Origin of the sequence: Flavobacterium nackdongense, from assembly GCF_004355225.1 — a bacterium.
Lineage (GTDB): Bacteria > Bacteroidota > Bacteroidia > Flavobacteriales > Flavobacteriaceae > Flavobacterium > Flavobacterium nackdongense.
Genome location: NZ_CP037933.1, coordinates 438,139 through 451,120, shown reverse-complemented (window position 1 = coordinate 451,120; position 12,982 = coordinate 438,139). Strand labels below are relative to the sequence as shown.

Annotated in this window: 9 protein-coding genes and 1 tRNA gene; 5 read left to right on the top strand and 5 right to left on the bottom strand. The window is 36.9% G+C overall.

Annotation, left to right across the window (positions count from 1 at the left end; all coding sequences use genetic code 11):
* The first annotated feature begins 2 nt into the window (after window positions 1-2).
* Both E1750_RS01760 and E1750_RS01755 read left to right on the top strand, forming a co-directional pair.
* Window positions 3-776: a dienelactone hydrolase family protein gene (locus E1750_RS01760; protein WP_133275106.1), complete on the top strand. Its 774-nt coding sequence runs from the start codon at window positions 3-5 to the stop codon at window positions 774-776.
* A gap of 37 nt (window positions 777-813) precedes the next feature.
* Window positions 814-1,830, top strand: coding sequence for a M28 family metallopeptidase (locus E1750_RS01755; protein ID WP_133275105.1), 1,017 nt, complete (start codon window positions 814-816; stop codon window positions 1,828-1,830).
* Window positions 1,831-1,905: 75 nt separating this feature from the next.
* Here E1750_RS01755 and E1750_RS01750 read toward each other — a convergent pair whose 3' ends face one another.
* The 5 genes from E1750_RS01750 to E1750_RS01730 all read right to left on the bottom strand — a co-directional run bounded on the left by E1750_RS01750 (window position 1,906) and on the right by E1750_RS01730 (window position 4,874).
* The gene (locus tag E1750_RS01750) at window positions 1,906-2,235 is read right to left on the bottom strand and encodes a YegP family protein (protein ID WP_133275104.1); all 330 of its coding nucleotides are present in this window, start codon (window positions 2,233-2,235) and stop codon (window positions 1,906-1,908) included.
* Between the two features lie 135 nt (window positions 2,236-2,370).
* Window positions 2,371-2,444 (bottom strand) — tRNA-His (locus tag E1750_RS01745).
* Between the two features lie 63 nt (window positions 2,445-2,507).
* Window positions 2,508-3,224, bottom strand: a complete 717-nt coding sequence (bshB1, locus tag E1750_RS01740) for a bacillithiol biosynthesis deacetylase BshB1 (RefSeq protein WP_133275103.1) — start codon at window positions 3,222-3,224, stop codon at window positions 2,508-2,510.
* Window positions 3,225-3,393: 169 nt separating this feature from the next.
* Window positions 3,394-4,437, bottom strand: a complete 1,044-nt coding sequence (locus tag E1750_RS01735) for an isochorismate synthase (protein WP_133275102.1) — start codon at window positions 4,435-4,437, stop codon at window positions 3,394-3,396.
* On the bottom strand, window positions 4,437-4,874 hold the full coding sequence (locus E1750_RS01730; protein WP_133275101.1) for a PaaI family thioesterase: 438 nt from the start codon (window positions 4,872-4,874) through the stop codon (window positions 4,437-4,439). Before E1750_RS01730 ends, E1750_RS01735 begins: the two co-directional genes overlap by 1 nt.
* 127 nt (window positions 4,875-5,001) lie before the next feature.
* On the opposite strand from E1750_RS01730, the gene E1750_RS01725 reads away from it, so the two are divergent.
* The 3 genes from E1750_RS01725 (at window position 5,002) to purL (ending at window position 12,422) form a co-directional block, all read left to right on the top strand.
* On the top strand, window positions 5,002-6,531 hold the full coding sequence (locus E1750_RS01725) for a hypothetical protein (protein ID WP_133275100.1): 1,530 nt from the start codon (window positions 5,002-5,004) through the stop codon (window positions 6,529-6,531).
* Between the two features lie 82 nt (window positions 6,532-6,613).
* Window positions 6,614-8,668 carry an endonuclease gene (locus tag E1750_RS01720; protein WP_133275099.1) on the top strand — a complete coding sequence of 685 codons (2,055 nt, stop codon included), beginning with the start codon at window positions 6,614-6,616 and terminating at the stop codon, window positions 8,666-8,668.
* An 82-nt stretch (window positions 8,669-8,750) separates the two neighbouring features.
* Entirely contained in the window at window positions 8,751-12,422 is a 3,672-nt protein-coding gene (gene purL, locus E1750_RS01715) for a phosphoribosylformylglycinamidine synthase (protein ID WP_133275098.1), read from the top strand.
* Window positions 12,423-12,982: the final 560 nt, after the last annotated feature.

The following is a 12,982-nucleotide window of genomic DNA, read 5'->3' as shown; positions in this document are numbered from 1 at the left end:
TTATGAAAAACGTTAAATACCTGATTTACGGAATGATTTTGATAACAAGTTCCGTTTTTTCGCAATTGAAACCGCTACAGTATAAAGATGGGAATCAGATTCTAAATGGTTTTAAAATCGATCCTGCAAAAAAGAGCAGTACTAAAGCTGGAATACTAATCCTCCCGGCTTGGATGGGAATTGATAAATTATCCAAAGATACCGCGGAAAAATTGTCTAAATTAGGCTATTATGCATTTATTGCAGATATTTACGGACAAGGAAATTATCCGCAAGATTACGCTCAAGCTGGCAAGATAGCAGGTTTTTACAAAACCAATTATAAAGACTACCAAAAACGAATAAGCTTAGCTTTAGAACAATTAATTCAGGCGGGTGCAAATCCAGATAATATAGTAGTTATTGGGTATTGTTTTGGCGGTACCGGGGCTCTTGAAGCGGCCAGAGCAAATTATAATATAAAAGGAGTTGTATCGTTTCACGGAGGATTAGGCAAAGATGCAGCTCGCAAAACAGAACCCATAAAAGCGAAGGTTTTGGTTTGTCACGGCGCCGATGATCCTTATGTACCTTCCGCCGAAACCGAAGCCTTTCAAAAAGAAATGCGGGATGCAAAAGCCGATTGGCAGATGATTTATTATGCCAATGCCGTTCATTCGTTTACCAATCCTGAATCTGGAAATGATAACTCGAAAGGAGCAGCTTATAATGAAAAAGCAGCAAACAGATCCTGGGAACATTTTAAAATTTTCTTAGATGAAGTTCTAGTCCACTAACAATCAAATTTGAATGCAACATAATAAATTCTTGATAATGAAAAAACTCCTTTGCCTAGTCGTATTAGCGACTACCCTTTCTTGCACTTCACAAAAGAACAGCGTTTCTGATGTGCCACCCACAAAGTACCTTAAAACCATCACAGCCACCGACTTGAAAACGCACCTTTCAATTATAGCTTCTGACGAAATGGAAGGCCGCGAAACGGGCTCGGCTGGACAGAAAAAAGCGGGTGATTATCTTATTAAGCAATACAAAGCAAATAAAATTTCTTTCCCAAAAGGGGCAACAGAATTTTACCAAAGAATTCCGGCGGCCTATTTGAATGCCAAACGAAATGAAAATTTGCCTGATTCTGAAAATATTTGGGCCTTTATCGAAGGCTCTGAAAAACCGAATGAAATCATAGTAATTTCAGCACATTACGATCATGTAGGTGTAAAAAATGGTGAAATTTACAACGGTGCCGATGACGATGGTTCTGGAACAGTTGCTTTACTTGAAATTGCTCAAGCATTCAAAACAGCCAAAAATGAAGGCCACGGACCAAAACGTTCCATTTTATTTCTGCATGTTACCGGCGAAGAACACGGACTTCATGGATCGCGTTTTTACGCTGAAAATCCGCTGTTTCCTTTAGCTAATACCATAACCGACATCAATATCGATATGATTGGTCGAAGCGATGAGTTCCATAAAGATTCCAATAACTACGTATATATTATAGGTTCGGACTATCTGTCAACCGATTTGTTTAACATTTGTGAAGACGCCAATAAAAAACATGTCAATTTATTGTTAGATTACAAGTTCAATGATCGTACAGACCCAAATCGGTATTATTACCGTTCCGACCATTACAATTTTGCCAAAAACGGAATTCCTTCTGTTTTTCTTTTCAATGGAGTTCACGCCGATTATCACAAACCGACGGACGAAGTAGAAAAAATTGAATTTGATGCGTTAACCAAGAGAACTCAGCTCGCTTTTGCTATTGCGTGGGAATTGGCCAATAGAGACAATCGTCCTGTAGTTGATAAAAGTGGGAACTAAGGAATTAGTTAAATAGTAAATGAAAAGCCTCGAAAATTTTTCGAGGCTTTTGTTTTTTTTATCAATACGATTCGATTATAAATCTTCCTTTATATCGGCCTCTGGAGCATTTTTAAAAACAGATTCTATTCCATTATCACGAGCAGCTGCAGATTCATACATCTCGCTATTGCCAATTATTTGACCGTTGGATGCTTTAAGATTGAAATAGTGCTTTCCATTTGTGGATTCCAATCGATCAAATCTTTCGACCAATTGCGAATTTTTCCTTACTGATTCAATTCCGTTATCGCAAGCAGCCTTTGTTTTGTAACCTTCACTTGCAAGGATAACTTGACCATTTCCAGCTTTTAATACAAACTGAAACTCTTCATTTTTTCTTTTGCTAATTAAAAATGTCCCCATAATACTTTTATTTAATGAATTAATAATCTGCAATTTAGGAAAATATTCTAGACCATTTGAGAAGTTTGATGAATTTTTACAGCAAATTTTTTCCACAAAAAAAGCCTCGAATTTCTTCGAAGCTTTTGCGTTCTGGGTGGCTGACCGGGTTCGAACCGGCGACCCTCGGCACCACAAACCAATACTCTAACCAGCTGAGCTACAACCACCATTTTTTAACGAGTGCAAATATAATACTTAAGTTTGCTTTTGCAAAGAAAAATACCAAAAAATTATATCAAATCGCCTAAACTATTGACTGCCACGTATCTTTCGACCGTAAATCCTTCGGCAAAATCTGTTCCAATTAATCTTCCGAAATCCTGAGGGCGATAATTAAGGCTTTCTAAGAAATTTTTTGAAGCAATCAAGGTTTCGGGCTCGTTGGAATTTGGATTGTAAAACTGGGAACTGTAGGCTAAAATGGCTTCTACTCTTTTGTCATTAAAACCACTGATATCAACTACAAAATCGGGAGTTATATTTTTCCATTGAATGTAATGATACACTAATTTGGGGCGCCAAGCTTCTTGATTTTCTCCGTTTATTTCAGTTTTAATCTTAAGCAATCCCGACAAAAAACAAGCATCAGAAACTAACTGACTGCCTTTTCCGTGATCGATATGACGATCCTCAATGGCATTGCAAATCACGATTTCAGGTTGGTATTTCCGAATCATTTTGATAACTGACAGCTGATGTGCCTCGTCATTTACAAAAAAGCCATCGCGCATATCGAGGTTTTCGCGAACGGTAACTCCCAATATTTTGGCAGCCGCAGCAGCTTCTTGATTTCTTATTTCGACCGAACCGCGAGTCCCAAGTTCACCACGAGTCAAATCAATAATACCTACTTTTTTGCCTAATGAAATTTCTTTGGCTATGGTTCCGCTGCAACCTAATTCCACATCATCTGGATGTGCACCGAAAGCTAATATGTCTAGTTTCATTTACTTTTTTTATTAATTTAGTACACGGATAAACGCTGATTCGCAATGCGAAAACGCGGATAAAAACGGATTTTATATTTCTGTTTAAATTGAGTTACTGTTTATTTTTTTTAAAATTCGTTTTTATCCGCGTCTTTACGAAGTAAATCCGAAGAATCTGTGTTCAATTTTACAAAATTCTTTTCATCGTCATTGCTTTATTCTTGCTTTCCTCCCACTCCTTTTCGGGAATACTGTCTTTTGTAATGCCACAACCCATAAATAAATGAGCTTTAGAATCAACTTTTTGCATACATCGCAAATTTACAAACAAATCTGATTTTTCTCCTATATTCAATTCTCCCAAAAAACCGGTGTAAAAATTACGGTCATACTTTTCGTTTTCTAAGATAAATGCTTTGGATTGATCCTTTGGAAAGCCGCAAACTGCAGGCGTTGGATGCAATAATTGAATTACTAGTTTCAGACTGGAACTCGTATTCAAGGTTCCTGAAATATCGGTTTTGATATGCCAAATACTCCCTGCTTTGAAGCTGTAAGGCTGCGAAACCAAGAGTTCGGAAGCCACATTTTTTAGTTTTTCTACTATATAATCCGTGACAAATTGTTGTTCTTCTTGTTCTTTTTTTGGCCAAATCACCTCATTTAGACCAGTGTCTTTTTGAGTTCCAGCCAAAGCGATGGTTTTGAATTCAGATTGATTCGCCTGTACCAATTGCTCAGGAGTAGCTCCTAACCAAGTTCCCACTTTGGAATGATGAAAACAATAAACAAAAGTGTTGGTATATAACTGCACTAAATTTTCAAAGGCCGCAATACTATCAAAATTGACCAAATCAAGCGTTTCTGTTCGAGACAAAACCACTTTTTTGAATTCGTGATTTTCTATAGCCTGAAGTCCTTTTTTGACCAAGTTTTCGAATTGGTTTTTAGCGGTTTCATCGGTTGGATTGGGTTCTTTTTCAAAAAAAGTCATTGCCTTTTTTTGAAAATCAACTTTCATCACCTCTGACTCATTTTCAGGAATTAGGAACGTTTTACTTCCGTCAAAAGAAGCAAAAACAAAACCTTTTTCAGTAAAATCAGTTACCGTGTACAAACTGTCATTTTGCTGAAAAATACCAATAATCGTATCGGAATTGGGTTTGCAATAGAGTACGAAAGGTAGATTTTGTTCGAAATGATGCTTTGCTTTTTCTAAAATTACTTCCATTACGAATCCTTAGTTTTTCTTTTTGGTAAAACCATTGTCGTTAACTTACAAATCGAAATTAGCGATTCATTTTCATCTACAATTCTAATTTCCCAAAGGTGTATACTACTGCCTTTGTGAATAATTCGTGCAGTAGCGGTGACCATTCCGTTGCGTTTGGATTTGACGTGATTGGCAGAAATTTCTATACCACGTACTTCGCTGTGTTCGCCATTTACAAATAAAAATGAAGCGGCACTGCCCACACTTTCGGCCAAAGCTACAGTAGCTCCACCGTGCAACAATCCCATAGGTTGATGAACGGAAGGATTGACTGGCATAGTCGCAGTTAGAAAATCAGGACCGGCATCGGTGTACTGAATATTCAGGGTTTGCATTAAAGTATTTTTTGAAATAGAATTGCAATAATGCAGTATTTTGTCTTTGTCGAAAGTCATTGATTTTGCTTTAAAAGTGTAAATTTAGATAAAAGACAGTAAAAACAAATGTTAATCTAAGTTCAATTTTAAATTTACTTCTAGAATACAATTAGAATTTCCTATTTTTACAAAAAAATCCATCGCAATGCGTAAGTTTATCTTTTTGTTTTTTATAGGTTTTCTAATTGCCCTTAGTTCTTGTCGAACCGATTTTGAAACCGTAGCCAGTACTGGAGATTTAAAATTTTCTAAAGACACCATTTATTTGGATACAGTTTTCACTAATATAGGGTCAAGTACCTACACACTCAAAGTCTATAATCGTAGTAAAAATGACATTACTATTCCAACGATACAATTAGGAAAAGGACTCAATTCTAAGTATCGAATGACAGTGGACGGAACCATTGGAAATCAAGGAAAAATTTTCAATAATGTGACTCTTTTAGCCAAGGATAGTCTTTATATTTTTATTGAAACAACGGCTAATATTGCCGATACTAACCCAAAAGATTTTTTATATACCGATCAGATTTTGTTTGACGGCGGAACCAATCTACAAAAAGTGGAATTAGTGACACTGATTCAAGACGCTATTTTTCTGTATCCCAAAAAATATGCTGATGGAACAACAGAAACACTGCCCATTGGTGATGAGGAAATTTATGGTTTCTTTCTCGATGAAAATGACCCTGTCAATGGGAATGAACTTATTTTTACCAACAAAAAACCGTACGTCATTTATGGCTATGCAGCCGTGCCTTCCAAGAAAACAGTGACTTTTAATCCGGGAGCGAGAGTGCATTTTCACGCTTTTTCAGGACTTATCTTAGCCACAAACGCTGCATTGAATGTAAATGGAGCTGTTTCTACAACCGATAAGTTAGAAAATGAAGTCATTTTTGAAGGAGATCGATTAGAACCTGATTTTTCGGATGTTCCTGGCCAATGGGGCGCTATTTGGCTTACCGACGGAAGTACAAATCACAAAATAGATCATTTGACCATCAAAAATGCGACTATAGGTTTGTTGATTCAGAACAACAACGGCACCACTGTGCAAATTAAAAACACACAAATTTACAATTCTTCGAATTATGGAATTCTTGCCCAAACAGCCAAAATTAATGGAGAAAACCTGGCTATCAATAACGCTGGTTTAGGCAGTTTAGCTTGTACTTATGGTGGTGATTATAAATTTACACATTGCACTTTAAATAATAATTGGGCTAGTTCCAGCCAAGTGGCACTTTTAGTCAATAATTATTACACGGGTGCAACCCCAGAAGTAAAAAATTTGACCCAAGCTACTTTCAACAATTGTATTATTTATGGTTCTTATTCGAATGAAATGATTCTAAATAAAAAAGAGGGAGCAACGTTTGAATACAAATTCAACAATTGCTTAATTAAGTTTGATAATACTTCAAATCAATACACCAATAATCCTCTATATCAATTCTATACGGATCCTGTGCACTACAACGGCATTATTCAAAACCAAGATCCAAAATTCTTTAAAACCGACGACAACAAACTCAATATTGACAATACTTCTGCGGCTTTCGCCGAAGGCAATGCTACTTATAACATTCCTATTGATATTATTGGAAATTCAAGAACCTTGCCCCCAGATTTAGGTGCGTATCAAAACAAGCCATTTCCAAAAAAATAGTGATTATTTAACATTACACTTTTGAGAGAAGAATTTGTATAAACTATTTTTGCCATCCAAAATAACCTTTTAAATTACTTCAATGAAACTAAAATTACTTTTTACAACACTACTATTTTCACTTTTTTCGTTCGCTCAAATTCCTACCGGATATTATTCAACTGCAACTGGTACAGGATATGCATTAAAGACTCAATTGTACAACATCATAAAAGATCATATTGATAATGGATATGATGGTTTATATACAACATACTTGACCTCGGATAGAGATTATTATTACGAAAATGACGGAACTGTTTTAGATATGTATTCTGAAAATCCAACGGGAATCGATCCTTACACTTATTCTACATCTTCCTTGACAGATAAATGCGGAAATTACTCTGTTGAAGGTGATTGCTATAATAGAGAACACATAATTCCACAATCTGTTTTTAATAAAAACCCTCCAATGGTTTCGGACGCTCATTCCATCACGCCAACTGATGGTAAAGTTAATGGACTTCGAAGTGCTTTTCCACACGGAAATGTTGCCTCAGCTTCAAAAACAACTTTGAATGGAAGTAAATTAGGTTCAAGTGCTGTTTCAGGATATTCTGGAACAGTTTTCGAACCAATTGATGAGTTCAAAGGCGATATTGCAAGGATGTATTTTTACTTTGCCACACGATATGAAAATAATGTTGCAGGCTACAATTACGATATGTTTGATGGTTCGAGTGATAAAGTATTTACAACTGCATTTCTGAATATGTTATTAATTTGGCACGCTCAAGACCCTGTAAATGCAAGAGAAATAGCTCGTAATAATGCTATTTATGCAAGACAAAACAACCGAAATCCTTTTATTGATCATCCTGAATACGTGCAAAAAATATGGAATCCAACTGTTGATACTCAGAATCCAACAGCAGCAACAAACCTAGTGGTGACAGGTACCACCTCAAGCACCGTTTCCTTAAGTTGGACCGCAGGAACCGATAATGTAGCTGTAACCAGTTATGATGTTTATTTGAATGGGGCTTTGAAAACTTCTGTTACGGGTATTTCCACAACAATAGCTGGACTAGCTGCATCAACTTCATATTCTTTTTATGTCATTGCAAAAGATGCGGCCGTGAACTCTTCTCCGGCAAGTAACACAGCGAATGGTACAACGACTATTGCTGTACCGGACACACAAAATCCTACTGCTCCCACAAACCTAGCAGTTAGCTCAAGTTCGTCGAGTACCGTAACTTTGACTTGGACCGCTAGCACGGATAATATTGGAGTAACTAGTTATGATGTTTACGTCAATTCAGCTTTTAAATCTACTGTTGCAGGTACAACTGCCTTGATTAATGGCCTAGCACCATCTACAACGTATTCATTTTATGTGATTGCTAAAGATGCAGCAACAAATTCTTCACCTCAAAGTACTGCTGTAAATGGGACAACTACAGTGGCAACATCATCTTGCGCCAGCGAAAGTTTCGAAAACATTCCAGCTTCATCTTCAGCCTATTTAAATAGAACTTGGTCCGGTGATTCAGGCATAAATTGGACCGCAACCGATGCACGAACAGATGAAAAAGTGAATACGACCCGAGCAATTTGCATAAGAAACGGTTCACTTTCAGCGTCCACAGCTGCAGACGGTATTGGCAATTTAACTGTTACCACTCAATTAAGATATTCAGGAACTAGCGGTACATTTAAGCTCCGTGTGAATGGAAATATAGTAGGAACTATTCCTTATAGTACTACTGGTGTGTCAACAACCACAACAGTTTCGGGAATTAATATTCAAGGTGATGTCGTTATTAGTATTACTGATAATAGTTCTTCGTCAAATCGTGTAGCATTCGACGACCTATCCTGGACCTGTTTTTCTGGTTTAGGGCTTGAAAAAGTACTTCTAAAAGATTTCAAAATTTACCCAAATCCATCCAAAGGAAATTTCAACATCATTTTTGATGAAGCTAATAGTAAACATTCGGTCGAAATATTTTCCTTGTTGGGACAAAAAGTATACGGAAATTATAATATTACTGCGGAAACTCTGCCTGTGAATAGCCTTCAAAAAGGTACTTATCTCGTAAAAGTGACCAAAGATTCAAAATCAAGGACTGAAAAAATTATCATCAATTAAATTCTAAGCGGCTAAATTGCCGCTTTTTTTTTAAGTCTGAATTCCCTAAATTTGCAGCGCAATACAACAAACTACACAAACAATGATCCATTTCTTTGAAAACCAAAGCAAGACAATTTTTGCAGTTCAAACAATAAGCGAAATATCGACTCAAGACATTTCAAAACTCAACTGGCTTTTTGCCGACGCATATAAAATAGAAAAATCCGTATTGTCGGATTTTTTTGTTGGTCCTCGTGCCACTATGGTCACGCCTTGGAGTACTAACGCAGTGGAGATTACCCAAAATATGGGGATTTCTGGAATCATTCGAATCGAAGAATTTCAAAAAGTATCAGCTGATTTTGCTGATTTTGATCCAATGCTTTCGCAAAAATATTCTGAGCTGAATCAGGACATTTTTACCATCCACATTCAACCCGAAGCCATCTTAAATATTGATGATATTGCTGCTTACAATCTATCCGAAGGTTTGTCATTAAGCGAAGAAGAAGTAGCATATCTAGACAATTTGGCTACCAAATTAGGACGAAAATTAACAGATTCTGAGATTTTCGCTTTCTCGCAAGCCAATTCAGAGCACTGTCGCCACAAGATTTTCAATGGAACTTTTATTATTGACGGGGTTGAAAAAGAAACTTCTCTTTTTAAATTAATCAAAAAAACATCTGCTGAAAACCCGAACGATATCGTTTCGGCTTACAAAGATAATGTGGCTTTTGTTAAAGGACCAAGAGTACAACAATTTGCCCCAAAAACTGCCGACAAGCCAGATTTTTACGAAGTAAAGGAGTTTGATTCCGTTATTTCTTTAAAAGCAGAAACACATAATTTCCCAACCACTGTAGAGCCTTTCAACGGAGCGGCAACGGGTTCAGGAGGAGAAATTCGCGACCGTTTGGCAGGTGGACAAGGTTCGTTGCCAATGGCGGGAACTGCGGTTTACATGACTTCTTACTCAAGATTAGAAGAAAATCATCCTTGGGAAGAAGCTGTTGCTGAAAGAAAATGGTTGTATCAAACACCAATGGATATTTTGATCAAAGCATCGAATGGTGCATCTGATTTTGGAAATAAATTCGGGCAACCATTGATTACCGGCTCCGTTTTGACTTTCGAACACGAAGAGAACAATCGCAAATTAGGTTACGACAAGGTAATTATGCAAGCGGGTGGTATTGGTTACGGAAAACTAGATCAAGCCATCAAACACAAACCTCAAGAAGGCGACAAAATTGTTATTCTTGGCGGAGAAAATTATAGAATTGGAATGGGTGGAGCTGCGGTTTCCTCTGCCGATACTGGAGCGATGAGTTCTGGAATCGAGTTGAATGCCGTACAACGTTCGAACCCTGAAATGCAAAAACGGGCTGCCAATGCCATTCGGGCTTTGGTAGAAAGCGATAACAATCCAATTGTTTCCATTCACGATCACGGGGCCGGTGGACACTTGAACTGTCTTTCGGAATTGGTCGAAGAAACGGGTGGACTCATTGATTTGGATAAATTACCGGTGGGTGACCCTACCCTTTCGGCAAAAGAAATAATTGGTAACGAATCCCAAGAAAGAATGGGATTGGTTATTGGCAAAGAAAACATTGATTTACTTCAAAAAATTGCAGATCGGGAACGTTCGCCAATGTATCAAGTGGGTGACGTAACAGCGGATCATCGTTTTACATTCGAATCAAAAACGACTGGTTTAAAACCGATGGATTACGCTTTGGAAGATTTCTTCGGAAGTTCGCCAAAAACCGTAATGACGGATAAAACTATCCATTACAATTATCCAGCAGTAGAGTATAATGTAAAAAATATTTCCTCTTATTTGGAGCAGGTATTGCAATTGGAAGCAGTGGCTTGTAAAGACTGGTTGACCAACAAAGTCGATCGTTGCGTGGGTGGAAAAGTAGCTAAACAACAATGTGCTGGGCCTTTGCAATTGCCTTTGAACAATTGTGGTGTGGTTGCCTTGGATTATGTAGGAAAAGAAGGAATTGCCACCTCCATTGGGCACTCTCCTATCGCCTCATTAATTGACCCAGTTGCAGGAACAAGAACAGCGATTGCCGAATCGTTATCGAATATCGTTTGGGCTCCCATCAAAGACGGAATGAAAGGAATTTCATTATCTGCCAACTGGATGTGGGCTTGTAAAAACGAAGGAGAAGACGCGCGTTTATACGCTGCTGTTGAGGCTTGTTCAGATTTTGCCATCGAATTAGGAATCAATATTCCAACCGGAAAAGATTCGCTTTCGATGAAGCAAAAATATCCAAACGACGAAGTAATCGCACCAGGAACCGTTATCATTTCGGCAGCTGGAAATTGTACTGATATTCGAAAAGTAGTGGAACCTGTTTTGAGATCCCATAGCGATGGGATGACAGTTGGTTCAATTTACTACATCAATTTGTCGCAAGACGATTTCAAATTAGGCGGTTCTTCATTGGCACAAACCTTGAATGCTATCGGTAACGAAGCACCAACTATCAAAGACGCTAGCTTCTTCAAAAATGCTTTCAATACTTTACAAGAATTGATTTTAGACAATCAAATCTTGGCGGGTCACGACATCGGAAGTGGTGGATTGATTACTACATTATTAGAAATGTGTTTTGCCGATGTGAATTTGGGAGCCAAAATTGATTTCTCTGTTTTTGAAGAAAAAGATTTGATTAAAATCTTATTCTCTGAAAATATTGGAGTTGTAATTCAAGCAAAAGAAGATGCAATAATTGAGCATCAATTAAGAAAAAATAAAATTGAATTCTTTAAAATCGGAACAGTCCAATCTACTGCTTTATTGGAATTTGGAATTTATAATTTGGATATTGCGAAGCACAGAGATATTTGGTTTAAAACTTCATTCTTATTAGACCAAAAACAAGCCAAAAACGGAACGGCACAAGCACGGTTCGAAAATTACAAAAACCAAGCATTAAACTATACTTTTCCAATTCATTTCACTGGGAAACTACCTAGCATAGACAATTCAAAACCAAGACCAAAAGCAGCTATAATTCGTGAAAAAGGAAGTAATTCCGAACGAGAAATGGCCAATGCAATGTACCTGGCAGGTTTTGATGTGAAAGACGTTCATATGACCGATTTGATTTCGGGTCGTGAAACATTGGAAGACATTCAGTTTATCGGAGCTGTTGGAGGATTCTCGAATTCCGATGTTTTAGGCTCTGCAAAAGGTTGGGCTGGAGCATTTTTATACAACGAAAAAGCAAAAACCGCTTTAGACAATTTCTTCAAAAGAGAAGATACTTTGTCTGTTGGAATTTGCAACGGTTGTCAATTATTAATGGAATTAGAAAAAATAAATCCAGAACACGAAGTTCACGGAAAAATGTTGCATAACAACAGTCACAAACACGAAAGTATTTTTACTTCGGTAACGATTCAAGAAAACAAATCGGTGATGTTATCGACTTTGGCTGGAGCAACTTTAGGAGTCTGGGTTTCGCACGGAGAAGGGAAATTCCATTTGCCAATGGGAGAAGAAAACTACAACATCGTTGGGAAATACGGCTACGAAAGTTATCCAGCAAATCCTAATGGTTCTGATTATAACACAGCTATGCTTTGCGATGTAACCGGAAGACATTTGGTAATGATGCCACATATTGAGCGTTCGACTTTTCAATGGAACTGGGCGCATTATCCAAAAGACAGAAACGACGCAGTTTCACCTTGGCACGAAGCTTTTGTGAATGCCCGGTTATGGATTGACAAAATAAAATAAGCTGCAAATTATCTACTTAAGGCGTTCCTAAATTAGGAGCGCCTTTTTAGTTAACGAACAAATTTAAAATATTACTAAAAAGCAATCATTTACAACCCATCGCATCATTTTGATGATATTAAATGATTCTGCTTATTACCAATTTTAAATTTAAAACCATCAGATTTCCAACTGCTAGTTGCATCATAAAACTGCCTTGAATTACATACAAATCTTGCGAAATAAATAATTAAACTATTTAAAATCTAAACTCGTACTTGTTTGTGATTACACTACGGGCTTGTTATAATTTACAAGTCAATTTAATGCTGAAAAATAAATAAGAAAGTAAAGATACCCTATATCTATTAATTTATTTTATTAAAATCATTAAAAACATTAATAAAAATTTATTAAAAAAAAATAGCATATTTGTCGTTAGTTAATACAATCACTCAACGGTTAAAAGATAGTAGGGATTTTAAGTTTGGGTTGATCAGTGGTTAACGGAATTGCGATTCTTATTGATGTGGTATAAATTTGCGCTCTTTTATTTTCCTTTTCTATTATTTTGAATTAGT

Bases quoted from the DNA above. Each gene is read 5' to 3' on its own strand.
- E1750_RS01760 (WP_133275106.1), top strand. From the start codon at position 3: ATGAAAAACGTTAAATACCTGATTTACGGAATGATTTTGATAACAAGT.
- E1750_RS01755 (WP_133275105.1), top strand. From the start codon at position 814: ATGAAAAAACTCCTTTGCCTAGTCGTATTAGCGACTACCCTTTCTTGC.
- E1750_RS01750 (WP_133275104.1), bottom strand. From the start codon at position 2,235: ATGGGGACATTTTTAATTAGCAAAAGAAAAAATGAAGAGTTTCAGTTT.
- bshB1 (WP_133275103.1), bottom strand. From the start codon at position 3,224: ATGAAACTAGACATATTAGCTTTCGGTGCACATCCAGATGATGTGGAA.
- E1750_RS01735 (WP_133275102.1), bottom strand. From the start codon at position 4,437: ATGGAAGTAATTTTAGAAAAAGCAAAGCATCATTTCGAACAAAATCTA.
- E1750_RS01730 (WP_133275101.1), bottom strand. From the start codon at position 4,874: ATGACTTTCGACAAAGACAAAATACTGCATTATTGCAATTCTATTTCA.
- E1750_RS01725 (WP_133275100.1), top strand. From the start codon at position 5,002: ATGCGTAAGTTTATCTTTTTGTTTTTTATAGGTTTTCTAATTGCCCTT.
- E1750_RS01720 (WP_133275099.1), top strand. From the start codon at position 6,614: ATGAAACTAAAATTACTTTTTACAACACTACTATTTTCACTTTTTTCG.
- purL (WP_133275098.1), top strand. From the start codon at position 8,751: ATGATCCATTTCTTTGAAAACCAAAGCAAGACAATTTTTGCAGTTCAA.